This window comes from Halovulum sp. GXIMD14794 (assembly GCF_054457455.1).
This window is the reverse complement of the sequence record NZ_JBTLNF010000005.1, coordinates 114,358-139,473: the sequence shown is the minus strand read 5'-3', so window position 1 is coordinate 139,473 and position 25,116 is coordinate 114,358. Positions and strand designations below refer to the sequence as shown.

Annotated in this window: 21 protein-coding genes and 1 tRNA gene; 8 read left to right on the top strand and 14 right to left on the bottom strand. The window is 65.8% G+C overall.

All coding sequences use genetic code 11. From position 1 onward, the window contains the following. The 5 genes from ntrX to dusB form a co-directional block, all read right to left on the bottom strand. On the bottom strand, nt 1-1,413 hold the full coding sequence (gene ntrX / locus ACW9UR_RS12415; RefSeq protein WP_458917305.1) for a nitrogen assimilation response regulator NtrX: 1,413 nt from the start codon (nt 1,411-1,413) through the stop codon (nt 1-3). Between the two features lie 53 nt (nt 1,414-1,466). Beyond that, nucleotides 1,467-3,695 carry a sensor histidine kinase NtrY-like gene (locus ACW9UR_RS12410; RefSeq protein WP_458917304.1) on the bottom strand — a complete coding sequence of 743 codons (2,229 nt, stop codon included), beginning with the start codon at nt 3,693-3,695 and terminating at the stop codon, nt 1,467-1,469. A gap of 74 nt (nt 3,696-3,769) precedes the next feature. Next, nucleotides 3,770-5,215, bottom strand: a complete 1,446-nt coding sequence (gene ntrC / locus ACW9UR_RS12405; protein WP_458917303.1) for a nitrogen regulation protein NR(I) — start codon at nt 5,213-5,215, stop codon at nt 3,770-3,772. Then, a complete protein-coding gene (locus ACW9UR_RS12400) occupies nt 5,215-6,303 on the bottom strand; it encodes a two-component system sensor histidine kinase NtrB (RefSeq protein ID WP_458917302.1) in 1,089 nt (362 codons plus the stop codon). Before ACW9UR_RS12400 ends, ntrC begins: the two co-directional genes overlap by 1 nt. Beyond that, nucleotides 6,300-7,283, bottom strand: coding sequence for a tRNA dihydrouridine synthase DusB (gene dusB / locus ACW9UR_RS12395; RefSeq protein WP_458917301.1), 984 nt, complete (start codon nt 7,281-7,283; stop codon nt 6,300-6,302). The genes ACW9UR_RS12400 and dusB overlap by 4 nt, the downstream gene beginning before the upstream one ends. A gap of 103 nt (nt 7,284-7,386) precedes the next feature. Between dusB and ACW9UR_RS12390 the strand changes: the two genes are divergently transcribed. From ACW9UR_RS12390 to ACW9UR_RS12380, 3 genes are read left to right on the top strand one after another with little or no spacing between them, the layout of a single operon-like run. After that, nucleotides 7,387-8,562: a bifunctional 2-C-methyl-D-erythritol 4-phosphate cytidylyltransferase/2-C-methyl-D-erythritol 2,4-cyclodiphosphate synthase gene (locus tag ACW9UR_RS12390; RefSeq protein WP_458917300.1), complete on the top strand. Its 1,176-nt coding sequence runs from the start codon at nt 7,387-7,389 to the stop codon at nt 8,560-8,562. Continuing rightward, entirely contained in the window at nt 8,559-9,044 is a 486-nt protein-coding gene (locus ACW9UR_RS12385) for a phosphatidylglycerophosphatase A family protein (RefSeq protein ID WP_458917299.1), read from the top strand. Before ACW9UR_RS12390 ends, ACW9UR_RS12385 begins: the two co-directional genes overlap by 4 nt. After that, nucleotides 9,041-9,514, top strand: coding sequence for a CinA family protein (locus ACW9UR_RS12380; RefSeq protein ID WP_458917298.1), 474 nt, complete (start codon nt 9,041-9,043; stop codon nt 9,512-9,514). Before ACW9UR_RS12385 ends, ACW9UR_RS12380 begins: the two co-directional genes overlap by 4 nt. A 237-nt stretch (nt 9,515-9,751) precedes the next feature. Here the strand turns inward: ACW9UR_RS12380 and ACW9UR_RS12375 are convergent, their stop codons facing one another. Next, complete coding sequence (locus ACW9UR_RS12375; protein WP_458917297.1) at nt 9,752-10,213, bottom strand: type II toxin-antitoxin system RatA family toxin; 462 nt, start codon at nt 10,211-10,213, stop codon at nt 9,752-9,754. A 90-nt stretch (nt 10,214-10,303) separates the two neighbouring features. On the opposite strand from ACW9UR_RS12375, the gene hpt reads away from it, so the two are divergent. Next, complete coding sequence (gene hpt, locus ACW9UR_RS12370) at nt 10,304-10,855, top strand: hypoxanthine phosphoribosyltransferase (RefSeq protein WP_458917296.1); 552 nt, start codon at nt 10,304-10,306, stop codon at nt 10,853-10,855. 116 nt (nt 10,856-10,971) lie between these two features. Further along, nucleotides 10,972-11,508, top strand: a complete 537-nt coding sequence (locus tag ACW9UR_RS12365; protein ID WP_458917295.1) for a CBS domain-containing protein — start codon at nt 10,972-10,974, stop codon at nt 11,506-11,508. Nucleotides 11,509-11,511: 3 nt separating this feature from the next. On the opposite strand, the gene lipA is transcribed toward ACW9UR_RS12365, so the two are convergent. Next, the gene (gene lipA, locus ACW9UR_RS12360) at nt 11,512-12,468 is read right to left on the bottom strand and encodes a lipoyl synthase (protein WP_458917790.1); all 957 of its coding nucleotides are present in this window, start codon (nt 12,466-12,468) and stop codon (nt 11,512-11,514) included. A gap of 288 nt (nt 12,469-12,756) precedes the next feature. Between lipA and ACW9UR_RS12355 the strand changes: the two genes are divergently transcribed. Next, nucleotides 12,757-13,473 carry a hypothetical protein gene (locus ACW9UR_RS12355; protein ID WP_458917294.1) on the top strand — a complete coding sequence of 239 codons (717 nt, stop codon included), beginning with the start codon at nt 12,757-12,759 and terminating at the stop codon, nt 13,471-13,473. Between the two features lie 9 nt (nt 13,474-13,482). After that, on the top strand, nt 13,483-14,214 hold the full coding sequence (locus ACW9UR_RS12350; RefSeq protein ID WP_458917293.1) for a VIT1/CCC1 transporter family protein: 732 nt from the start codon (nt 13,483-13,485) through the stop codon (nt 14,212-14,214). A gap of 573 nt (nt 14,215-14,787) precedes the next feature. Here the strand turns inward: ACW9UR_RS12350 and ACW9UR_RS12345 are convergent. The 4 genes from ACW9UR_RS12345 to ACW9UR_RS12330 all read right to left on the bottom strand — a co-directional run bounded on the left by ACW9UR_RS12345 (nt 14,788) and on the right by ACW9UR_RS12330 (nt 19,941). Further along, a complete protein-coding gene (locus ACW9UR_RS12345; protein ID WP_458917292.1) occupies nt 14,788-16,719 on the bottom strand; it encodes an ATP-binding response regulator in 1,932 nt (643 codons plus the stop codon). Between the two features lie 88 nt (nt 16,720-16,807). Beyond that, a complete protein-coding gene (locus ACW9UR_RS12340; RefSeq protein WP_458917291.1) occupies nt 16,808-17,962 on the bottom strand; it encodes an RsmB/NOP family class I SAM-dependent RNA methyltransferase in 1,155 nt (384 codons plus the stop codon). 898 nt (nt 17,963-18,860) lie between these two features. Then, nucleotides 18,861-18,935, bottom strand: a tRNA-Asn gene (locus tag ACW9UR_RS12335). Between the two features lie 112 nt (nt 18,936-19,047). After that, the gene (locus ACW9UR_RS12330; protein ID WP_458917290.1) at nt 19,048-19,941 is read right to left on the bottom strand and encodes an MBL fold metallo-hydrolase; all 894 of its coding nucleotides are present in this window, start codon (nt 19,939-19,941) and stop codon (nt 19,048-19,050) included. Nucleotides 19,942-19,986: 45 nt separating this feature from the next. On the opposite strand from ACW9UR_RS12330, the gene ACW9UR_RS12325 reads away from it, so the two are divergent. After that, nucleotides 19,987-21,321, top strand: coding sequence for an ATP-binding protein (locus ACW9UR_RS12325; protein ID WP_458917289.1), 1,335 nt, complete (start codon nt 19,987-19,989; stop codon nt 21,319-21,321). 261 nt (nt 21,322-21,582) lie between these two features. Here ACW9UR_RS12325 and ACW9UR_RS12320 read toward each other — a convergent pair whose 3' ends face one another. From ACW9UR_RS12320 to ACW9UR_RS12310, 3 genes are all read right to left on the bottom strand, one after another. After that, entirely contained in the window at nt 21,583-22,551 is a 969-nt protein-coding gene (locus tag ACW9UR_RS12320; protein ID WP_458917288.1) for a TAXI family TRAP transporter solute-binding subunit, read from the bottom strand. A 161-nt stretch (nt 22,552-22,712) separates the two neighbouring features. Further along, nucleotides 22,713-23,123, bottom strand: a complete 411-nt coding sequence (locus ACW9UR_RS12315) for a (R)-mandelonitrile lyase (RefSeq protein WP_458917287.1) — start codon at nt 23,121-23,123, stop codon at nt 22,713-22,715. Continuing rightward, entirely contained in the window at nt 23,059-25,023 is a 1,965-nt protein-coding gene (locus ACW9UR_RS12310; protein ID WP_458917286.1) for an acyltransferase family protein, read from the bottom strand. The genes ACW9UR_RS12315 and ACW9UR_RS12310 overlap by 65 nt, the downstream gene beginning before the upstream one ends. Nucleotides 25,024-25,116: the final 93 nt, after the last annotated feature.

The following is a 25,116-nucleotide window of genomic DNA, read 5'->3' as shown; positions in this document are numbered from 1 at the left end:
TCACAGGCTCTCGTCGACTTCCGCCGCGTCGGCCACGCGGGCCCCGCCGCGCGCGGTAGTGATGACGTTCAGCGATTTCAACTTGCGGTGCAAGGCCGAGCGCTCCATGCCGACGAAACTCGCTGTGCGCGAGATGTTCCCGCCGAAACGGTTGATCTGCGCCACCAGGTACTCGCGCTCGAACTGCTCTCGCGCCTCGCGTAGCGGCATGCCTGCGAACAGCGCCGAGATCAGGGATCCCGCCCCCTCGCCCGCAGCGGCGGCGTTCTCCGTCGGGAACTCAGGCGGCTCGATCGCGCCACTATCCGGACCCAGGATCAGCGCCCGTTCGATCACGTTCTTCAACTGCCGGATGTTGCCGGGCCAGGACATGGTCTGCAGATGCGCCTCGGCCTCCGGGGAAAGCTCCCGCAGCGGCAGGCCCTGGGCCGAGTTCAGTTCGGCGATGAAATGCTTGGCCAGTTCCGGAATGTCGTCCCGTCGCGCGTCCAGCCCCGGTACCTGGATCGGCACCACATTCAGACGATGGTACAGCTCCTCGCGGAAGGTCCCCATCGTGATCAGCGACTTGAGGTCCTTGTTGGTGGCCGAGATCACCCGGACGTCGACCCGCACGATGTCCGAGCCCCCTGCCCGCTGGAAGCTCTGGTCCACCAGCACACGCAGGATCTTCGACTGGGTGCCCAGCGGCATGTCCGCCACCTCGTCGAAGAACAGCACACCGCCATGCGCCTGCTCGAACAGGCCCGGCTCGTGCCCGCGCTCGGGCGAGTTGCGGCCGAACAGGACATCTTCCATGCGCTCCGGCTCGATCGAGGCGGAGGAGGCAACCACGAACGGCCCCTTGGCCCGGTCCGACTGCTGGTGAATGTAGCGCGCGGCGACCTCCTTGCCGCAGCCGGCGGGACCGGTCAGCATCACCCGGCCATTGCCCCGCGCGACCTTTTCAAGCTGGCTTTTCAGGCTGCGGAACGCGGCGGAGGTGCCGAGCATCTCCTGCGCGGCGACGTCGCGGGTGCGCAACTCGGCATTCTCGCGGCGCAGGCGGCTGGTCTCGATCGCACGGGTGATGACCACCATCAGCTGGTCGATGTTGAACGGCTTCTCGATAAAATCGTAGGCACCCTGCTTCACGGCCGCGACGGCAATCTCGATATTGCCATGCCCCGAGATGATGACCACCGGAATCGAGGGATTGTCGCGCCGCACCGATTTCAGGATGTCGATCCCGTCGTGCTTGCTGTCCTTCAGCCAGATGTCGAGGATGACAAGATCCGGCGGCTCGCGGTTGATCTCGCCATACGCGCTGTCGCTGTCCCAGGCCAGACGGACCGTGTGCCCTTCGTCCTTCAGGATATCGCCGACCAGTTCGCGGATATCGCGCTCGTCGTCCACGACCAGAATATCACCCATGGTCTCTTACCTTTCCCCCGTTTCCGCCCCGCTCAATGCGTCCTCGTAAAGTCCTATGCAACATCTTGATGTTGCTGCGGAACGACCCCGTCCTGTCCGATCGGCAACAGGATCCGGGCCTCCGCCCCGAAATGCGCGTCTTCCTCGTGGAACGGCGGCGCGTCCATCAGTTCCAGCCGTCCAGCATGTTCCTCGATGATCTTTCGCACGATCGACAGCCCCAGCCCGGTGCCCTTGGATTTATGCGTCACATAGGGCTCGAACAGGCGGGAGCGGTGCTGAGCCGGCAACCCGATGCCGTTGTCCTGTATCTGGATAAGCAATGCACCATAGGTGTCGGTCACGATCACGCGAATTTCCGGAGCATAATCCTCCGGATGCTCTTTTTCGATATACTCGTCAATAGCTTCACCGGCATTCTTCAGAAGGTTCGTCAACGCCTGGCTGATCATCGTCTCGTCGATACTGGCCTCGATCGGCGCATCCGGCGCGTCCAGCACGAACTTGATGTCCGACCGCGCGCTGTCCTGCAGCAGCGTCGCATCGCGGATCACGCCCATCAGGTCGGCGCGGCGACGTTCGGCGGCGGGCATCCGGGCGAATTTCGAGAACTCGTCGACGATCCGGCGCAGATCGCCGGTCTGCCGGATGATGACGTCCGAGTACTGCTCCAGCGTCTCGCGCTCGTCGCCGACCTTCGGGCCGAACTTCCGCCGCAGACGCTCTGCGGACAGCTGGATTGGCGTCAGCGGGTTCTTGATCTCGTGGGCGATACGCCGGGCGACATCGCCCCATGCTGCCATGCGCTGCGCGCTCACCAGGTCAGACACATCGTCGAAGGTCACGACGAAGCCCTCGACCTGCCCGTCCGCACCGGCGCGTGTCGACATCCGCACCAGAAGCGTCGCCTCGCCACCGGTCCGCATCATCCGCACTTCGGATTGCGTGACGGCTCCGATCTCCCGGTCGAGCTTGTGGAAGAGGTCCGAGAATTCCGGCACCGCTTCTTCCAGGGTCATCTCGCCTGGCCTGACGGCCTGAATATCCAAAATCTCGGTCGCAGCGGCGTTGATCATCTCGATCCGGCCCGCGGCATCGAGGCCGATCACGCCTGCCGTCACGCTGGTCAGAATCGAGTCGAACAATCGCCGCCGCCGCTCGGTCTCGGCATTGGCCTCGACCAGTGCATCGCGCTGTCCCTTCACCTGGTGGGTCATGCGGTTGAAGACCCGGCCCAGCATCGAGATTTCGTCGTCGCCGTCATCCTCGGCCACCTGCACGTCCAGATCGCCCGCGCCAACGCGCTGCGCCGCCTCGGCCAGCTTGCCAACCGGATGCGACAGACGCTCGGCGAACCAGAGACCCAGCCAGATCGCCGCAAGGATCACGATCAGCGCGAAGCCCAGATAGATCAGCGCGAACTCGAACAGAAGCCGCCCGCGCTCGGTCTCGAGCTGCTGGTACAGCTTCACCGTCTCCTGGGTCTCATCCAGAAGCTGGAGGATCTCGCCGTCCACGTCGCGGGTCACATAAAGCAGGTGGTCGACGAAGGCGGGCAGTGCGACCAGCGCGCGAAATTCAAAGTTCGGCTGATCCTCGATGATCACCGTCTCGCCGTTCAGCGCGCGCTCGATCTCCTCGGGCGTCGGCTCTTCGTAGTCGAACAGGTAGCTGCGCTCGCCCCGCGCCCGAAGCTGGCCGTCGCCGTCGATCACGTAGGCTTCGGGCAGTTCACGCTGCATCTGCAGCTGGCCCCGGTTCAGCAGCTCCCGGAACTGCGCCGGCGAGATCAGCGGAAAGCGTTCCTTCTGATCGTTCAGGAACCCGGCCAATAGTTCGGCGTCCTCGATGAGGTTCGAGCGATGCTCTTCCTCATAGGCCTGCGCGGCGGCCAGCGAGTTGCCGACCACGTTGCGGACCCGATCCGAGAACCAGCCCTCCAGCCCGAAGTTGAGGGTCAGCGTCGCGAACACCGCGACGAGGATCGTCGGGATCAGCGCGATCAGGGCAAAGACACCCATCAGCCGCATGTGCAGGCGGGATCCCGCCGATTTGCGCCGCCGCGCGCTGAAGGTCGCGGCGACCCGTTGGGCCACCAGCCCCAGAATCACCAGTACGTAGACGAAGTCCAGCAGCAGCAGTGGACGCAGGACCTGAACCATCAGGATGCCGTCCTCGCTTAGCGCCAGCCCGGTCGCCAAAGCCAGCACCGGACCAAGCACAACCAACGCCAAAGTCAGCGTGTTTCGGGCGCGCCGGGTACGCAGGAGGTCCAGGGCCAAAGCGGGTAATCGAAGGGAAGGGCTCTGTTGCACCAAGGGGACAGTTTCGTGTTCAGACGGTGACTGTGGCGAGCCTACATCATTTTCTTCCCGCGCGTCACCGAAATGTCGAGGTCCTGAATCTTTTTGCGGAGCGTATTCCGGTTGATCCCCAGAAGCTCGGCGGTGCGCACCTGGTTGCCCCGCGTCGCGGCCAGCGACAGGGCGATCAGCGGCAGCTCGACCTCCTTGATGATGCGCTCGTAGAGCCCCGGCGGCGGCAGCCCGTCACCGTGCAGGTCGAAATACCGTTTCAGATGCGTCTCGATCGCCTGGCTCAGTTTCTGCCCCTGCTCCCCTTTCGGCCCCGCGACGGAACTGGGCCGCGCCTTGATCTCCTGCTGGACCACGCCGGCCGAGATGATCTCGTCCGGGCACAGCACCGCAAGGCGCTTCATCAGGTTTTCAAGCTCACGCACGTTGCCGGCCCAGTCCAGCTTGCGCAGCTCGTCCAGCGCCTCCTGGCTGATGGTCTTGCGCGGCAGTCCCTCGGCCTCGGCGTTGCGCAGGAAGGACCGCGCAAGGTCGGGAATATCCTCGAGCCGGTCCCGCAGCGGAGGCAGCCGCACGGGCACGATGTTCAACCGGTAGAACAGGTCCTCTCGGAATCGTCCCTCGTTGACCAGCTGACGCAGATCCTGGTGCGTCGCGGCGATGATCCTGGCGTTCGCGGTCTGTGTCTCGCGCCCGCCGACGCGGCTGAACTGGTTGTCCTGAAGCACTCGCAGCAGCCGGGTCTGCGCGGCCAGCGGCATGTCCCCGACCTCGTCGAGGAACAGCGTCCCGCCATCGGCCTGCTCGAACTTGCCCGCGCCTTCGGGACCCGGAACCTGAGCGGTGCCGAACAGTTCCACCTCGATCAGGTCCGGCGGAATCGAGGCCATGTTGATCGCCACGAAATCCCCGTCCTTGCGCAGGCCGAAATTGTGCAGCGCGCGGGCGACGAGTTCCTTGCCGGTGCCACTCTCGCCCGAAATCATGACCCCGAGATCGGTCGTCATCAGCCGCGCCATGATGCGGTAGACGTCCTGCATCGCCGGAGACCGGCCGATCAGCGGCAGCTGCTGCTGCTTGTCCTCGGGCCGCTCCTCTGTCGCGCCATTGCCCAGTGGGCGGCGCTGACGGCTGAGCGCCTTGTTCACCTGGCTCAGCACCTCGCGCAGATCAAAAGGTTTGGGGATGTACTCGTAGGCCCCCACCTCGGTCGCGCGGATCGCGGTCATCATCGTATTCTGGGCCGACATGACGATCACCGGAAGGTCCGGGCGCTTGCGCTGGATCGCCGGCAGCAGGTCCAGCGCATCGCCGTCCGGCATCATCACGTCCGAGACGACGCAATCGCCCTCGCCTTCTTCGATCCAGCGCCAGAGCGTGCTGATCGTCCCGGTCGAACGCACCCGGCATCCCGCGCGGGTCAGCGCCTGGCTCAGAACGGTGCGGATCGTGCGGTCGTCGTCTGCGACGATGACTGTGCCTTCCATCAGGCGATCTCCTGCTGTGCAGCCACCGCGCCGGTCATCAGCGGCAGGCGGATGCGGAATTCCGTACGTCCGGGCTGGCTGTCGACCTCGACCACGCCGCCGTGGTCGCTCAACACCTTGCTGACCAGCGACAGGCCCAGCCCCGAGCCATTCGCTTTCGAACTCACAAAGGGCTCGAAGATGTCGCGGATCAGCGCCTCGGGAATGCCGCCGCCGTTGTCCACGACCGAGACCAGCAGCGGCAGGCTTTCAGCCTTCCGACCGGGCAGTGACAGCTTCACCCCAGGCTGATAGCCGGTGCGGATGCGGATCACGCCGCCAACAGCCGGGCAGGCCTCGGCGGCGTTCTTGAACAGGTTCTGGAACACCTGCATCAGCTGATCTGGATCGCCCAGCGTCGGCGGCAGCGAAGGGTCATAGCTCTCGATAAAGCGCACATGCCGCGCGAATCCGGCCTCGGCGGCGCGCTTGGCCCGGTCGATCACGTCGTGGATGTTCACCGGATTGCGCGAGGCAGGGCGGATATCACCGAAGGCCTCGACTCGCTCGACCAGCTTGCCGATGCGGTCGGTCTCGGCACGGATCAGGTCGGTCAGTTCCTGGTCGGCCTCATCAAGGTTCATGGACAGAAGCTGCGCCGCTCCCGAGATGCCCGCCAGCGGATTGCGGATCTCGTGTGCCAGCATTGCGGCCATCCCCGTGACCGAGCGCGCGGCCGACCGGTGCGAGAGCGAGCGGTCCATCTGTTCGGCCATGCCTAGTGGGTGGAACAGCAGCAGAATGCCGCCGTTCGCATCCTGGACCTGCGCCGCGTGCAACGTATAGGGCCGCGCCGGGCGATCCGCCCACGAAACTTCGACGTTGTATTGCACGACAGAGGCGGCGCCGCCGCGGGTCTGGCCGATGCTCTCCATGATCGGGCTGTCCTCGCCCACGAAACCGCCCAGCGGCTTGCCCCGCATCTGCCGGTGCGACATCGAGAATGCGTTCTCGGCGGCACCGTTGCAGGACAGCACGTTGCCCTCCATCGAGATCATCAACGCGGGATAGGGAACCGCGCTCCAGAGCGGGTCGGTATGCAGGCTCATGCAGCCTCTCTTTCTTCGTCGGCCGGTCGCAGCCGGGCCAGAGCCGTCAGCACGATCTTCGGATCGCGTGCGGTCAAGATTTCGCGGCGCAGGGCCGTCGGCGTGCAAAGGTCGTCCATGTACCAGCCGAGGTGCTTGCGCGCGCAGCGCACGCCCAGATCGCCCCCGTAGAAGGACAACAGGTCCTCGTAGTGACGGCAGATTAGGTCGGCCAGGGCCGCGCCATCCGGGACCTGGGGCCGAGGCCCCTGCCCCAGGTCATGCGCGATCCGCGCCAGCAGCCAAGGCCGCCCCTGCGCGCCGCGCCCGACCATGACGCCTGCCGCCCCGGATTGCTTCAGGGCCTGCGCGGCAGTCTTGCCGTCAACGATGTCACCGTTCGCGATCACCGGTACGTCCACCGCATCGACCACGGGCCGGATCGCCGACCAGTCCGCGTGCCCCTTGTAGAACTGGCAGCGCGTGCGCCCGTGGATCGTTACCATAGAGACGCCCGCCTCCTGCGCCCGTCGCGCGATGTGATCGGCGTTGTGGCTGCCGTAGTCCCAGCCCAACCGCATCTTGACCGTTACCGGCACGTCGACCGCGCCGACGACCGCCTCGATAAGGCCCAGGGCGTGATCCGGATCGCGCATCAGGGCCGAGCCGGACAGCCCGTTCGTCACCTTCTTCGCGGGGCAGCCCATGTTGATGTCGACGATACGCGCGCCCATGTCCGCGACCATGCGGGCACATTCCGCCATCCAGCGCGCTTCGCGCCCGGCGATCTGCACGGCGCTGCCTTCGACGCCAAGGCCAAGCTCTGCCCGGGCGCGGGCCAACGGGCGCGCCTGCACCATCTCTTCGCTGGCGACCATTTCGGAAACGACGAGCCCCGCGCCGAAGGACTGGACCAGTCTCCGGGTGGGCAGATCGGTGATTCCGGCCATGGGTGCCAGAAAAACGGGCGTTTGCAGTGTTTGTGATCCGACAACTACCACTAACTGCTCAATCCTTGTGCAACGTTCCGCCCGGTGTAGCGCAAGCTGTCGAAACGGGCAATCCACTTGTGCAGGCTCTGCGCTTTCCCCTAGATGGCGCTGCATGAAGCCGCAACACACAGAATTCTCGGCGCTGATCGTCGCCGCCGGCCGGGGCTCCCGCGCGGGCGGAGGATTGCCGAAACAGTATCGCCTCTTGGGGTCCGAGCCGGTCCTCGCCCGGACGATCCGCGCGCTTGCCGCCCATCCGGGATGCACCGCGATCCAGGTGGTGATCCACCCGGAGGACGCCGAGATTTACGCGACGTCAGTCCCGGTCGATACCCGCCTGCTGCGCCCGGTGATGGGCGGCGAGACCCGCCGCGACTCGGTCCTCGCGGGGCTGGAGGCGCTGGCGGAACATGCGCCGGAACGGGTTCTGATCCACGATGCCGCCCGCCCTTTCGTGACTGTCGAGGTGATCGAGCGGGTCGCCGCAGCCCTCGCCCCCGACCGGGCCGCCTTCCCCGCGCTTCCCATCGTGGACGCGCTTTGGCGGGCCGAGGAGGGGCTCGTCGCCGCGCCTCAGCCGCGCGAGAACCTATGGCGGGCCCAGACCCCGCAGGGCTTTCCCTTCGCCCCGATCCTTGCCGCGCATCGGGCGGCTTCAGGGGACGTGCCGGACGATGTGGCGATTGCGCGCAGCGCCGGGATGGCGGTTGCGGTGGTCATGGGGGATGGCAACAATTTCAAGATCACGCTGCCGGGCGATTTCGAACGCGCCGAACGATTGTTGCAGCAGGAGAAGGGTCCGTCCCAGATGGATGTAAGAACCGGCAACGGCTATGACGTTCACCGCTTTATGCCCGGCGATGGGGTGGTGCTTTGCGGGGTGAAAATCCCGCATACGGCGGCGCTGAAAGGGCATTCGGATGCCGATGTCGCGATGCACGCGATCACCGACGCGATCTTCGGTGCGCTGGCCGAGGGCGATATCGGCCAGTGGTTTCCGCCCTCAGAGCCCGAGTGGAAGGGCGCTGACTCGTCAATTTTCCTGCTGAAAGCCATCGAGCGGGTCGCGGCGCGGCGGTTCACGCTGACCCATGTGGACTGCACGATCATCTGCGAGCGCCCCAAGATCGGCCCCCACGCCGAGGCGATGCGGGCGCGGATCGCCGAACTTTGCGGGATCGAGTCCGGGCGTGTCTCGGTGAAAGCCACCACGTCCGAGCGACTGGGCTTCACCGGCCGCGAGGAAGGGATCGCGGCACAGGCCACTGCGACGCTGGTGTCGGCATGAGCCGCTTTATCGCGAGCGTCGGTTTCGTCGGACTGATCCCTCTCGCGCCGGGCACGTTCGGCTCGCTGGCCGCCCTGCCCCTTGCCTGGCTTCTGCATGGGCTGGGAGGCTTCCCGCTTCTGGCCGGGGCGACGCTGGCGGTGTTCCTGCTCGGCCTCTGGGCGGTCGGGGCGCTGCCCGAGGGCGAGCATGACCCGTCCTGGGTGGTGATCGACGAGGTCGCGGGCCAATGGATCGCGCTCTTCCCGCTCTCGTTCGGACTGTGGCACGCGGGCGTGAACGGCTGGACCGTCCCCTGGCCGGGCTGGGTCGGGGCGTTCCTCATGTTCCGCCTCTTCGACATCTGGAAACCCTGGCTGGTCGGCCGCGCCGACGCGATGGGCGGGCCGATGGGAGTGATGCTGGACGACGTGGTCGCGGGGGTCTTCGCGGCGCTCGTGGTCGCGCTGGCCGCCGCGATCGCTCATGGGTGGCTGATGTGAGCCTGGCAGCGCAAGTTCTCGACGCCTGCCGGGCGCAGGGCTGGATGCTGGCCACGGCGGAGAGTTGCACCGGCGGGCTGGTCGCCGGGGCGCTGACCGAGGTGCCGGGCAGTTCCGATGTGGTCGAGCGGGGCTTCGTGACCTATTCGAACCGGGCCAAGGTCGAGATGCTGGGCGTGCAGAATGAAATCCTGGCGGCGCATGGCGCGGTGTCCGAGGAGACGGCGGCCGAGATGGCTTCGGGCGCGCTGGCACGGGCTGGCGTCGATGTTGCGGTCTCGATCACCGGGGTCGCGGGGCCCGGTGCAAGCGAATTCAAGCCCGAGGGGCTGGTCTGTTTCGGCCTCGCTGTGAAAGGCCGGCCGGTGGAGACGAAGGCGATCGAGTTCGGCCCACTGGGACGGAGTGCAGTGCGGGCCCGTTCTGTCGAGACGGCGCTGGAGTGGCTGCTGGAAGCGGCCTCGGGCTAAGGGGCGCGAAGACCGGATTTCAGCGTGAAAATCCGGGATTTCATCGTGAAAACCCCCTTAAGCCTTTGGGATTTATGATGAAAAGAATCCTGATAGATCGTTAACGGCAATTTCGAAGGCGCCAGCACGTGGCCAATGGCAAGATATGGCGGCGTCGCACGGGCGGCGGGTGGGGGCCTCCGGCGGGAGTATTTCGGGGATAGAGAAGGCCGGGGCGCCCGGTATGTCCGGTGCCTGTCAGGTGCTCTTCGGCGGGCCGTAAAGCTCGGCGGCGCGGCGTTCGAAGGCGCGCACGATGCGCTGCATCGCATCGTTGAAAACGAGGCCGATGAGCGCCTGGAGCGCGCGCGATTTGAACTCGAAATCGACGTGGAAGTGAACGTTGCAGCGGTTCGGGCCGAGCGGCTTGAACTGCCAGTCGTTGACCATGTAGCGAAACGGGCCGTCGAGATACTCGACGCCGATCTTGCGGCCCTTCGGGTCCAGAGTCACCCGGCTGCCGAAGCGCTCGCGGAAGACCTTGAAGCTGATCACCAGTTCGGCGTCGACGATCTCGCGCTCGCCCTGGGGGGTGCGGCGGCGGATCCGGGCCGCGCTGCACCAGGGCAGAAATTCGGGATAGCGTTCGATATCGGCCACCAGCGCATAAAGCTGGTCGGCGCTGTAGGGCATTTCGCGGTCTTCGGTGTGCGTCGGCATGGGGCGCTATATGGGGCGGGCAAAGCGGATTGACAAAACCCCGCATTGTCGCAGGGTGCGCGCGCCACAACACCACGGGAGTCGCACGCCATGCAACCGGATCATTCGGCCTATGTGATCGACGAGATGATTTCGGCGAAAGCCATCGCCGCACGGGTCGAGGACCTTGCCCGCCAGATCTCGACGCATTTCAAAGGGACCGACAAGCTGGTGGTCGTCGGGCTGTTGCGCGGCAGTTTCGTATTCATCGCCGACCTGGTGCGCGAGTTGGACCTGCCTGTGGAGGTCGATTTCCTGGAAGCGTCGTCCTACGGCAACTCGATGGAGAGCAGCCGCGAGGTGCGGATTCTCAAGGACCTGCGCGGCGAGATCGAGGGCCGCGACGTGCTGGTGGTCGAGGATATCGTCGACACGGGCTATACGCTGTCGCACGTGCTGAACATCCTGCGCACCCGCAACCCTGCCCGGCTGGAGGTCTGCGCCCTGCTCGACAAGCCGACGCGGCGCGAGATGGATATCAAGGCGACCTGGACCGGGTTCGAGATCCCGGACGAGTTCGTCGTCGGCTACGGCATCGACTACGCGCAGCGGAACCGAAACCTGCCGCATATCGGCAAGGTCCGGTTCACCGGCACGGATTGAGCCCCTACGTCCTGCGCAGCGTTCCGGATCACCCGCAACCCTGACAACTGCTTGACTGGGACAGGTTTTTGGCCGCCCTACCCTCCTGTCGGAATGAAAAGCGACAGGAGACGATCATGGACATCCAGACCGCCCCCATCATGCGCCTGAAGGACCGTCCGGAATACTCCGGAAAGCCCGCGCCCCTGTGTCATCCGCCCGAAGCGACCGTCGCCGACGCCGTTGCCGACATGTCGGAGAAAAACTACGGCTCGGTGATCGTGACCGACGCTGATCGCAAGGTGCTGGGCGTCGTGACCGAGCGCGACATCCTAAAGAAGCTCGTAAACCGTGGGCTGGATCCGAAGGCGACGGAACTCTCCGCGATCATGACATCCAACCCCCGCGTTGCCGGGGAAGACGACGATGTCCTGGACTGGCTGCGGGTCATGTCGAACGAACGATTTCGCCGCCTGCCGGTCGTCGACGCCGATGGGCGCATAAAGGCGGTCATGACCCAAGGCGATTTCGTCAGCTACACGTGGCCGGAGCTGGCCTACCAGGCGAAGCATATCGCGCGCGCCACGATTGGCCGAAACTGGGGGCTGGTCCTCGTTGGCGGCGCGGTTCTGCTGTGGATCCTGGCCGTGCTGGTGATCATCCTGTCCGTTTGAACATCAGCGTCCCGCCAGAGCCGCCTCACGCGCGGCACGGAGGCGGGCGAAATCGTCTCCGGCGTGGTAGGATGAGCGGGTCAGCGGCGTCGCCGAGACCGTGAGGAAGCCCTTGCCGTAGGCGGCCTTCTCGTAGGCGGCGAATTCCTCGGGCGTCACGAAACGGTCGACGTGGTGGTGCTTGGGCGTGGGCTGCAGGTACTGGCCGATGGTCAGGAAATCCACGTCCGCCGAGCGCAGGTCGTCCATGACCTGGTGGACCTGCGGCCGCTGCTCGCCGAGGCCGACCATGATGCCCGATTTGGTGAACATCGCGGGGTCGATTTCCTTCACCCGCTGCAGCAGGCGCAGCGAGTGGAAATAGCGCGCGCCGGGACGCACTTCGGGATAGAGGCCCGGCACCGTCTCGAGGTTGTGGTTGAAGACGTCGGGTTTCGCCGCGACGACCACTTCCAGCGCTTCGGGGGCGCATTTGAGGAAGTCGGGGGTCAGGATCTCGATCGTGGTGTCCGGGCACTTGCGGCGCACGGCGCGGATCGTCTGGGCGAAATGCTCGGCGCCGCCGTCCTCAAGGTCGTCGCGGTCGACGCTGGTGATGACCACGTGGTTGAGGCCCAGCTTGGCGACGGCATCGGCGACGCGGCCCGGCTCGAACACGTCGAGCGCGTTCGGGCGGCCGGTCGCCACGTTGCAGAAGGTGCAGCCGCGGGTGCAGATCTCGCCCATGATCATCATGGTGGCGTGGCCCTGAGACCAGCACTCGCCCACATTGGGGCAGCCTGCCTCTTCGCAAACGGTGACCAGCTTGTGCTCGCGCATGATCTTGGCGGTGTCGCGGTAACCCTGGCTCGTGGGCGCCTTGACGCGGATCCAGTCGGGCTTGCGCAGCATCGGCGCATCGGCCCGCTTCTGCTTTTCCGGGTGGCGCTGGGCGCGGTCGCTGAGGTCGCGGGCCCGCAGCGCGCGGGCCGCCGGGGGTGCCTTGAGCGCAACCTCGGGGATCTCGGGCGCGGTAATGTCGGCCGGAATTGCGCCGTCCTTCGGATCGCGGATCGTCATGCGCGGGCTCCTTGCAAGATCGTTCAGCGTTAAACGGCCTGCCTGCCGCCTTCGCCGGTTGGCCTGATACTAATACCTGCCGAGGCGGAATTGAACCCGTCCCGCGCGGCAGCGGCATTCGGGCGCGCGGCTTTCCCCGCGCCGCGCGCCGCGCTACTGTCCGCCCGAACAGGGCACCATGGGGGCGACATGCAGGACTTCGCGAGAACGGAACGGTTCAACGGCGGCGCGGTATTCATGGCCGCGGTGCGGCTGCTGATGGGCAACGCCCTGCCGCTGATCGGATTCGCGGCACTCGCAAACCTTGCCATGGCGGTGGTCTCGATGGGCGTGTCGGTGCTTCTGACCGGCAGCATCGTCGGGCCCGGAGGCATCCTGGAATACATCATCGGGCCGCTGATCTTTGCGATGCTGGTGCTGCGCAGCTCGGACGCACTGGCGGGGGCGCAGCGCCCGCTGGGCGATCAGTTGCGGCAGGTGCTTGCGCATGCGCCGGCGCTGATCGCGCTGTCGCTGGCGGCGTCGATCATCACCGGGGTCGGGTTCATCCTGCTGGTCATTCCCGGGCTCTATGCCGCCGCGGTGCTGCTGCCCCTGACTCCTGCGATCCTGTTCGAGAACGCGGGTTGGGACGCGATGAGCCGCAGCTACAAGCTTGCGAAACCTCATGCCTGGGCGATCGTCGGCGTGCTGTTGCGGATGACGTTGGTCGGGCTGATCGTGATCGTGCCGCTCATGCTGCTGATCCTGAATGACGAGGGCGGCGGCGGAATCGCGGTCACTCTGATCTCGGTTCTGGGCGGCGCGGCGCTGGCGGCGCTCTACGCGGTGGCGGGGTACATGATCTACCTGCGGCTGCGGGATCTTTCGGGCACCGGCGCCGATCTCAGCGACGTGTTCCGGTAGGGTCCGGGCATGACCCCTGCCCCGGACCGCTCGCGCGCCCGGCGCGCCCGGCGCATCGGAGGGGTGCAGACGCATCTGAAGCAGATCGTCTATGGCGGCAACGACGGGATCGTGACCACGTTCGCGATTGTCGCGGGATTCGCCGGCGCGGGCTCTGGCGCCGGGGCCGAGGTCGGAGGCATCGCTGTTCTGCTCTTCGGGCTGGCGAACCTGTTCGCCGACGGCACCGCGATGGGTTTGGGCGATTTCCTGTCCTCGCGCGCGCAGGCGGATGTCTATCGGCACACCCGGGCGGGCACAATTGATGCCTTCCGGCGGGATCCGAACGGCGAGGGCGACGGGTTGGTTGCGGCCTTCTCCGACCGGGGTATGACGCCGGAGGACGCCCGAGAGGTCGCCGGGATCCTCGGACGCTATCCGGAGGTGCACGCCGAGATGGTAATGCAGCACAGCCTCGGAATGGCGGACCAGACAGAAGAATCGCCCGGGTTGTCGGGGCTCGTCACTTTCCTGTCCTTCATCCTCTTCGGAGCTATCCCGATCCTGCCCTACGCGGTGCTTGGGCCGGAGCCCGGAACGTTCACCTGGTCGGTCTCGGCAACCGCGACCGCGCTTCTGGCGCTAGGCCTCCTGCGCTGGCAGGCGACGAAACAGAGCCTCGGCCGGGCGGTGGGCGAGACCATGCTTCTGGGCGGAATCTGCGCTGCGGTTGCTTTCGGGGTCGGCCTGCTGTTCCGGTAGCGCTTGGCGCGAACCGGAGCGCGACACCAAGGCCGCGTGCCAGGCTCAAACGGCAGGATAACCGGAACCGGAGGCAACCCTTTTCAAAACGGCAAGCTCGCCGGTAACGCGTTCGGCCTACCCTTTCTTCGCTACCGGCTTACGCCCACTACGGCTGGCGCACGACGGACAGCGGCGAACTCGAGTTGACCGGCCCCATCAGCGAGGCGTGGCTGGCCCGGCACAGGACAAGCGATAGCCGCCCTGCGCTGTGTGGTGCCTTATGCGATCCAAGTCGTGCCGCCGCCATTCTAGGCCAAGAAACCTCCGGTGGGCCTGCCAACAGTCAATGCGCTACAGTATCCAGGCCGCCCGCAGGTGTGCCAACGCACTGATCTCGCTGGTTTCTAGGCCAAAAATACTCCAGTACGACCGCCTCGTCCGCTGCGGTTGAAGACAAGGCGCCCCGGCTTCTTCATCCCCGAAATACTCCCGCCGGAGGCGTCCGCTGCGTGCCGAAGGCGCAAGGCCTGCCGGAACGCGTTCACGTTACGGTCCAAACATATTCTAAATTACAGATATATCACCGCCCCGTCAGGCGACATAGCGGTCCATGTGATCCCGTACCCTCTCGACCAGGTCGTTGAGCGAGAACGGCTTGGCCAGATAGCTGGACCGCGGCACCGCCGCCTTGCCGTCAGCGAACATGTCCTCGGAGTATCCCGAGACGAACACCGTGCTGGCCTCCGGGCGCATCTCGTAGGCTTGCCGCACCCAACTGGGACCGTCGATGCCGGGCATGATGACGTCCGAGACGAACAGGTCCACCTTCAGTTCGGGGTCCGAAAGCACCTCAAGCGCGGCCTCGCCGCAATCGGCCTCGAGCACGGTATAGCCGCGCATCTGAAGCGCCCGTGCGGCAAAGGCGCGAACCGGCGCTTCGTCCTCGACCAGCAGGACGACACCGCGTCCCGTGGTGTCGCGGAAGCCGGGCTTCTGGGGCGGATCCTCGGTGCGGCCTGTCTCCGACCGGTCGGTCTCGGTCTCGGCGGGCAGGTAGATCTGGAACAGCGTCCCCTCGCCCGGCGAGCTGTCCACGAAGATGAATCCGTCCATCTGCTTGACGATCCCGTAGGCGGTCGAGAGCCCCAGCCCCGTGCCCTCGCCCACCTTCTTGGTGGTGAAGAACGGCTCGAAGATCTTGCCGATCTTGTCGGGCGGGATGCCGGTGCCGGTATCCTCGACCTCGATCAGCGCATAGTCGCCGGCGGGCACGATGGCGCGGTCCCGCTCCAGCGGTTCGTCCAGCGTCGCCTTGCGGGTCCGCAGATGTACCACGCCACCCGAGGGCATGGCGTCGCGGGCGTTGACCACCAGGTTCACGATCACCTGTTCCAGCTGTCGCTCGTCGGCGCGGATCGGCCAGATGTCCTCGGCATTCGAAATCTCGAGCGCGACCTTCTCGCCGAGCAGGCGGTCCAGCAGGTTCGCGAGTTCCGCAAGCGTATCATAGAGGTGCAGCGATTCAGGGCGCAGCGTCTGCTTGCGGCTGAAGGCCAGAAGCTGCCGTACCAGCGCGGCGGCACGGTTGGCGTTCTGGCGGATCTGCATCAGGTCAGCGTGATCGGCGTCGCCCTGCAGATGGCGCAGCAGCAAGAGGTCGCAATGGCCGTTGATTGCGGTCAGCAGGTTGTTGAAGTCATGCGCGATTCCGCCCGCAAGCTGGCCCACTGCCTGCATCTTCTGGCTCTGGACAAATTGTGCCTCGAGCGTCTTCAGCTCGGTCGCGTCGCTGATCACGGTCAGCAGTTCCGGCCCGTCGGGCCCCGCCATGCGGGTCATCGTGACCTGAAGAAAGCCTGTGTGCGCGCTGTCGCGTCGGCGAGCGACCTCGGACCTGCCCTGCGCGCGGCCCGCAAACGTGTCGCGCAGCCGGTCGGGGATCGACTTTCCCAGTCCTTCGAGCAGATCTGGCAGGTCCCGACCGCAGGCCGGTTCGACGCCCAGCAGCGCCCGCGCCGCGGCGTTGGCCGAGAGGATCTGGCCGCGCGCGCCGATCCGTGCCAGCGCCACCGGCAGCGGTTCCATCAGGGCGTCCGGGTTCGCCGTCGGCTGAGGCTCTGCCTCGGGCGCGGGGCGCAATCGCCAAAGTTGGCAGTCTGTGCCAAGCGGCTCGACCACGAGCGTCCAGTCGGTGCCGCGATAGCGCAGCCGCGCCTCGGCCCGCCCGTCGGCGATTGCCTGCCGCGACAGCCGGTAGGCGCTGGCACCATCCTCCGCGAGCCCGTCATCGAAGGCCGCGTCGATCTGGTCCCCTCGGGTCAGAAGACCCTGTGCCGCGTCATTGGCGCTCAGGACCACGCCGCAGGGATCGACCAGCGCCGCCGCATCCCGCGAGTGGCCGTGGAGACGGTCGAACGCGTCCGCGAGATCCGTCCTGGCTCGTCCACGCCGCCAGATCTGCGCCGCGCTGCCGGCCGAGACCATGCGCAGTCCGCGCCGTCCGGATCCCAAGTTTGCCGCCATCGTGCCCGCCCCGGTCGTTGTCGATTGCCGCACCGTATTGCGCTCTCGAAGTAAACAAGTGCTGAAGAGGATGCACGCAAAGATTGCGTCAGGCTACGGTAATCTCGCAAAAATAGAAGCCATCCCCTGGCGCGCCGGGAAGCCAGCGGCGCTCCGTGCCCTTATGGCAACCTTTGGAGCGCGCCAGGAACGCCGCGACGCGGTCCTCGTTCTCGCACGCGAGCAGGCTGCAGGTGGCGTAGGCGATCCGGCCGCCGGGGCGCACCACGGCGCGGGCACGCTCCAGAACCTCGGTTTGCACCGATGCGAGCCGGTCCAGGTCCCGCGGTGCAATATTCCATTTCTGCGCCGGATCGCGCCTCCAGGCGCCGCTGCCGGAGCAAGGCGCATCGACCATCACCAGGTCATAGGGTCCCTCGTCCTCGACCTGGGGCGAGTCGAGCAGTCGGATGCTCACGCCCGCGCGCTGCGCGCGCGACGGAAGGTCCCGCATACGGCGCGGGTTGGCATCGAAGGCCGAAAGCCGCCCCTGCCCGGCCATAGCCGCGGCCAGTGCCAATGTCTTGCCGCCGCCCCCAGCACAGAGGTCGAGCACAGTTTCTCCGGGCTGAGCGCCCGCCAGCGCGGCGACGGCCTGGCTCGCGGCGTCCTGCAATTCGACCAGCCCCGCGCGGAACGCCTTGCCGGCGGCAACGCGGCGGGGGTTCTCGGTGACACGCAGCGCACCGGGCACCTCCGGAACGGGCTCGGCGGCCACGCCATCGGCGGCGAGTGCCGCGCGTGCCTGTTCGGGTGTGGCCTTGAGCGTGTTGACCCGCAGATCGACCGGCGCGCGATCCTTGAGCACTTCGGCCACGTCAGGCAGCGCTGTGCCGAGCGATCGCACCAACTCGTCATGAAGGAAATCGGGATAGTCGCCCCGTACCGACGCGTGCGCATCTTCGAGCGTTCGGAAGGCCCTGCGCTCGTCAGCCGTCAGTGGGAACGGTGCGTGCGTCTCGCCCGTGAATAGTTCTAGCGCCTGCGGATTGGTCTGCAGAAGCAAACCGGAGATCAGCGCGCGGCCGGTTTCGACAACTCCGCCAGAACACCAGAGCGCGCTGCGGCGACGCCGGAGGACATCATAGACGAGATCGCGGATCGCGGCCCGGTCCTTCGACCCGGCATAGCGATTCTCACGCGCCCAACGTGTCAGGATTCGTTCTGCGGGATCGCCTGCGATAATCGCATCGATGACGTCCATGGCAGCGGTCAGACGGGCGGCAGGGGTCAATTATGAACAGCTGAAACGGTAACAGGCATAGGCGCCCGCGCCATGGAAGCCAGAGAGATTAAATTTCGCGGTTTCAGTACAACAACCATGTCACATCAAACCGTCGCCAGGTCCCGGGTCGGACCATAAGCATGAATACCCCCATACTCCGCCCGCAAATTTCGTTCGCCCCTGCTCTAGCGCCGGTTAGTAGTACGCGTCCAGTCCTTTCAGGGACAAAGCACTTTACGAACGTACTGCACCCATCGAGATCGCGTCCTGCCACGGGCCTCCTGAGTCGGCGATGCTCCTCACATTGTGGTCCAACTCACGTACGGACCACGAAGCCTCAGTTTGGTACTTTCCAGCCGCTTTGCAGATTCTCCTGTGCTTCGAGCGAGACGCCTATTGCGGCGACGGCGAAGCACTGCCTGTCGGGCTCCATCTCGTCGAGAGCAACGTAAAACCACGCTGCAACTTCGCGTCGCGGTGCGCGCTTATTCACGCCCCCGGTAGACAGATTGCGTGGCGCAAGGGTTCGATAGCGGCGTTGGGACAGGCAAGCTCGTGGGCTGCGATCTCCGAACTCCGAACCGGGGCGATGTCGCTCAGTAGCGTCCGCCTGTGAGTGTGCACCTTCGCGTTGCAGGCGGGCATGAGAACGCAGCGGCAAGAGCATAGCATCTTTTTGTGCATGGTCCCGACTCCAAGCCCTCGGGTTGGGGGGAGGCCGACGCCAATTTAACCCAGCGGGTCGGTATTCGAGATGCGGCCGCTAAAGGGAACGAAATCCGCACGGCTCCAACTCCCGAACCAGGAATCGAGAGAAAGGGCGGTCTCTGGCATTCACCAGATAAAACCCAGCATTGTCAGGTTCTTGAGTAGGTGTTGGCTCCGGCGGTAGGATTCGAACCTACGACCGATCGATTAACAGTCGAGTGCTCTACCACTGAGCTACGCCGGAACAACAACTGCGTCTTGCGAACGCTGGGAGCGTATAGCGCAGGGATTTTGCATCGTCCAGAGGAATTCCCTCGGTTTTCCGCATTTCCTGGCGAAGCAGTTCTGGCCCTCCGTCAGTCTGCCGCCAAGGTGTATTCGGCCTCGGTCAGGGGCCTATCCGGCAGGGCGACGCGGCCCTGCTCGACAAGATCCAGAAGATGCGCCAACACGTTGCGGCGCGCAGCCGGGCGCAAGGCCTCGGCGAGGTGCGTGTAGATCTGCTCGGTGAGCACGGTCACAGTTGCGGGGCGCTGCTGCAACGCGGCGACGATCTGGGATTCGCGGATCCTGCGGTGAAGCGCCTGGGCGCGCGCCGCCTTGGGCCCCTCCGGCACCGGGTCTCCGTGGCCCGGCAGATACAGCGACTCGGTTCGATCCCCCAGAAGCGCCATGGATCCGAGGAAAGCGCCTATGCTGCCGTCGGGCGGAGAGATCACCGTCGTCGACCAGCCCATCAGTGTATCCCCGGTGAAGATCGCCCCGGCCTGCGGACAGGCGAAGCACATGTGGCTCGACAGGTGCCCCGGTGTGTGAAGCGCCTCGAGCATCCACTCGCGGGTTTCGATCCGTTCGCCGTGCGCCAGTTCCCGGTCGGGGCGGAACGCGGCATCGATCCCCTCACCGCCTGCCAGGTCTCCGCGGTCGGCGATCGCCTGCATCATCGGGCTGCGGCCGGCGCTGGCGGGCCCGAAGGCCAGCACTTCGGCGCCGGTGGCGGCTTTAAGCGCGGCGACGCCCGCAGAATGATCGCTGTGCGCGTGAGTCACCAGGATGTAGCGCAGCCGGCCCTGCCCCAGCGCGCCCAGGACGGCGGCGAGGTGGCCGCTATCCTCGGGGCCCGGATCGATGACGGCACAATCGCTGGCGCCCAGAATGTAGGTGCGTGTCCCCTTGAAGGTCATCGGACCTGGGTTCGGCGCGGTCAGCGCGCGGATGCCCGGCGCGACGGTCTGCGGGGTTCGGGTCATTGCATGTCCTTGCGGCGGGACCGGGGGCTGGGTAACGCTCCTACCATGAAGCCGCCCGTTCTCAAGTACCCGCTGCCACGCTCGCTGTTTCCGCGCGCCACGCTTATCGTGGTCGTGCCGCTGATCGCCCTGCAACTGGTCGTCGGCTTCGTCTTCGTGCAGCGGCACTTCGAGGACGTCACCCGGCAGATGACGCAGAACATCGCCCGCGAGATGGCGGTGGCGCAGCAGGTGATCGATACCTCGTCCACGACCGAGATCGCGCAGTTGCGTCTCGACAACCTGTCCACCCCGCTTGCGATCACCTTCCGACTCGGCGCAGACGAGTTGCAACCGGGCGCTCATGCCCGCGACTGGTTCGATCTGTCTGGCCGCGCGCTGATCGCCGAGATGGCGGATCTGCTGGGCGACGGGATCCAGGTAGACCTGGCCGACGACCGCAAACGGGTGGACGTGCGGATGCCGACCGAGATGGGCGTGCTGCGCGCGGTCATTCCGCGCAGCCGGATGACCGCCTCGAACCCGCACCAGCTACTGGTTCTGATGGCTGCGGCGTCGCTGATACTGGCAATCATCGCACTTCTGTTCCTGCGCAATCAGATGAAACCGATCCTGCAACTGGCAGAGGCAGCGGATGCGTTCGGCAAGGGCCGCTCGGTTCCGTTCCGGCCGGCCGGCGCCGACGAGGTCCGCCGCGCCGGCGCTGCGTTCATATCGATGCGCCACCGGATCGAGCGCGCGATGGAACAGCGGACGCAGATGCTCTCGGGGGTCAGTCACGACCTGCGCACGCCCCTCACGCGGATGAAGCTGAGCCTCGCCTTGGCGGACGACCTGCCCGAAGCCGAAGAGATGTCCCACGACGTCGAGCAGATGGAGCAGATGCTGAACAGCTTCCTCGCCTTCGCCCGGGGCGATCAGCTGGACGATGCCGAGGAAGTCAACCTCTGCGCGCTGCTCGAGGAGTTGGAAGAGCAGGCGCGACGCGTCGGTCACAGGTTGGAATGCGAGATCGACCTCGGCGGCGAAGAGGCCCCGGTGGCGATGCTGCGTCGCGCCGCGGTGGTCCGGGCATTGCAGAACCTGCTGTCCAACGCTGCTCGCCACGGAACCCGCGCACGGCTCTCCCTGAAGGTCGCGCCCCGAGCAATCCTGTTTACGGTGGAGGACAATGGGCCCGGCGTGCCCGAGGACAAGCGCGAAGAGGTCATGCGCCCCTTCACCCGCCTTGACAGCGCGCGCAACCAGGACCGTGGCGGCGGCGTGGGCCTCGGCCTTGCCATTGCGCTTGACGTTGCGCGATCGCACGGCGGCGCCCTCGAACTGGGCGAAAGCGAGGCGCTGGGCGGCCTCAAGGCCGTACTGCGGCTGCCACGTTAAAACTTTGGAACGGCGCAGCGCCCATTATTGGCAGCGTCACTCGCCTGTTGACAGGTTTTGTTAATTCCACCGCGCCTGCCTTCTCGAACTGGAAGCTGGGATTTCCCACCATAGGGGTGGCGAACCTGCCGGTCACACGGTGGACAAAGCGCCCCTGCGAGACCGTATCCGCGAAACCGGATCTCCCGCTCGGTCAATTGCTGGGATTGGGCGGTCCAGATCCCGATGATCCGTTCAGTCGGCGGCCTTCACGTCGATGCCTTATTCCGCAAGGCCCAGTTCCTTGTAGGCTTTCTCCGCGCCCGTGTGCAGCGGGGCCGAGAGGCCGTCCTTGACCATTTTCGCAGCCTCGAGGTCGGCGAAAGCGGGGTGCAGGCCGCGGAAGTCGTCGAGATTCGACATCACTGCCCGTGCGACCGTATAGGCTACGTCTTCGGGGACGCTTTCCGAGGTGATGAGCGCCGCGCTTACGCCAAACGTGAGCACATCTGCGTCTGTGCCGTCATACATGCCACCAGGGATGGTGGCGACGCTATAGTAGCGGTTATCGGCAACCAGTTTGTCGATCGCTGCGCCTGAAACATCGACCAGTTTCACCGTACAGTTGGTAGTCGCTTCCCTGATCGCCGCCGCCGGGTGGCCGATCGTGTAGATCATGGCGTCGATGTTGTTCTCGCAGAGCTGATTTGCCATTTCCGACCCTCGGTACTCAGCTGCGAATGCGAAATCGCCCATCGTCATGCCCACGGCGTCCATGACGACCTCCATCGTTGCGCGCTGCCCCGAGCCTGGGTTGCCAACATTCACGCGCTTGCCCTTCAGGTCTTCGAGGCTGTCGATACCGCTGTCGGCACGTACCACCAGCGTGAAGGGCTCCGGGTAAATCGAGAACATCACTCGCAGGCCAGGAAAGGGGTTACCGGAAAACTGCGAGGACCCATTGAAAGCGTGGTACTGCCAGTCCGACTGAACGATTCCGAACTCCAACTCTCCCGCCTTGATGGCGTTGATGTTGTCGACTGAACCGCCGGTCGACTCCACCGCGCAGCGGATCCCGTGATCTTTGCGACCGCGATTCACCAGTCGGCAGATCGCACTCGCAGTCGGGTAATACACACCGGTAATACCGCCGGTGCCGATCGAGATGAACGTCTCGTCCTGAGCGATCACCGGAGCACCAACCAACATGGCCGCGGCCGCGGTTCCTGCGATCAGGGTCCTGAAGTTCATGGCTTTTCCCTACGTTGGACCATGGCGGCGCTCCGGCGTGCACATGTGGCGCCCGTCGCGCGAATCGCCGATGGCCCGAGTTTATCGTCAAAACTTTGGAATTGCCCATGCGATCCGCAGAAAACCCGCGTAACGCATGGAATTCATTTCTCAAAATGCCGTCAGCCCCTGTGCGGCTCGCGGTTGTAGTCCGCATCGGAGACCGCTTCCAGCCAGGCGGTCTCGTCGCCGTGTGGACTGGGCTGGACTGCCATGTGGGTCATGGCGTTGTCGGGCCCCGCTCCGTGCCAATGCTCAACATCCGCTGGGATCCATACGCTGTCACCTGCCCTGATCCGGCGCGGCGCCTCGCCCCGCAGGGCGATGAGCCCGGATCCCTGCGTGACATGGAGCACCTGTCCGTGGGTGTGGCTGTGCCAGAAGGTCCGCGCCCCCGGGGCGAAGGTCACGACATTCGCCCGGATGCCCGGCGCATCTGGCGCTGCAGCCACGGGATCGAGCCGGACGCTACCGATAAACGTGCTCTCTGGCCCGTTCTGTGTCGGCCGGCTGCCGCAGGGATAGATGATCATGACGCCCTCCATTCTGTCGGAGGTCAGCATCGACGATATCCATCAGCCGGGCAACGACCGGTGTCGCCCCGGCCGGAGAAAGATGCGAAGCATCGCGCCAGAGTGGCGTCCCCCGCCGGTCCAGCACCCGACAGGCGTCTGCGCCGGGCGCACAGAAAAGGTCTCGCAGCGGTACCAGCTGAGCACCGGAGCGCAGCGCGAGCTTGGCTAGGGCCGTCTGCGTCGCCTGAACCCGTTCCCCGCCCAGGGGCACAAGAGTACCCGTCGCGTCTCCCGCCCAGGCAAGGCGTGCCAACCTGTCGGGGACTGAGCCGTCGAACTCGGGGACCGGTTCAGGCATCAGAACCAGCTTTCCGGACAATCTTAGCTGCTCGGCCAACGGCGCGAAGGCCACCTCCATCGCGGTCACATTGTCCTCGGGCGCACGGGCAGCAAGCGCAGCGCTGCCGTAGCGGACCGACGGCAGCATGCCCCGCCCGCCCTCGACGACATTGCCCCATTGCGCCGCGGCGATTACGGTGGTCAGCGCCGGATCGTCCAGCACCTCCTGCCACGCCGCGCTCATCTTCCCGGCACAGTCCCTGCCCCGCCCCGGCGCCCGCGCACCGAATCCCGGCACCGGCACGCACCAGCTGCCCGTGTAGACCACCGCCGCCTGCCCGCGCGCGGCCAGCGCCCGGCTCAGCGCCGGACCCAGGTGATCCGCATGGCTGTCGCCGATCAATGCAAGGCTCGGTGCAACGCCAAGCGCCCCGATCAGGCATCGCTCACCCCGCTCGATCGCCGACGCGTCCAGACTGTCATGGCACCGCGTGGTGGCGGTCTGCGTCAGGGCAAGGATTTCCCGCGTCTCGCCCGGAAGCCGGCCCGGCAGGCCGTTCAGCAGATGATACCCCGTGCCGGTGACGACCAACGCAAGCGCTACACCCGGTGCCCAGCCGCAGCTGCCCTCGCCCCGGAATGGCCGCTCGATCCAGCGCCAGCTTGCCCAGCCGAGCAGTACCGAGCCAAGCACCAGCCACGGTCCGGCGACAGCCATCGAAACCTTGGGGTGGGCCAGCGCGAAGAAAGTCAGCACCGGGTAATGCCACAGGTAGACACCATAGCTGATCCTCCCCAGGAAAACGGGGCCGCGGCGCGCGAGCACGTCACTCCCACCGGCAATCACGAGCATCGCTCCGACGACCGGTAACAACGCCGCCGCCCCCGGCCAGGCCGTGGCGCCGTCGAGCGTCCAGAACGCGATCCCGATCAAGCCGAGCCCAAGAAAGCCCGCGATGCGCGGCAACTGCACCGGCCAAAATGCCAAGAGCGCCCCGGCAAGGAACTCCCACAGCCTGAACGGGGCCAAGTAGAATGCCGCTTCCGGAACTTCGCGGGCGGCCCAGGACGCCGCCACAAATCCCAGTACCGCCAGCCCGGCCACCAGCCCTCGGCCGCGCAACAACACCAGCGGTGCCAGAAGGTAGAACTGCCCTTCGACGCCGAGACTCCAGAGGTGCAACAGGGGCTTCTCGGCCGAGACCGCAGCGAAGTAGCCGGCCTCCTGCCAGTAAAGCAGGTTCGCAAGGAAAAACGGTGCCGCTGCAACGCCTTGCCCGAAGTCTTTCAATTGCTGCGGAAGCAGGACCAGATAGGCTACTGGAACGCAGACCACCAGAAGCGCAAGCAGCGCGGGAAGCAACCGTCGTAGCCGCCGGGCGGCGAAGGCAGGAAGGTCGACCCGTCCGGTCCGCGCCTGCTCCTCAAGAAACAGGCTGGCGATCAGGTAGCCGCTGATGACGAAGAATACGTCGACACCGGCGAAGCCCCCGCCCAGTCCAGGCAGCCCGGCATGGCTGAGCACCACACCTGCAACCGCAACCGCCCGCAACCCGTCGATATCCGCCCGATACTGCATTTTGCCTCCGCCATAACGGGGCGAGCGAACAGCAACAGGGTTAAGAAACGGATAACTGAAAGCCGTAAAAGAAAAGGCCCCGCGCGATGCGCG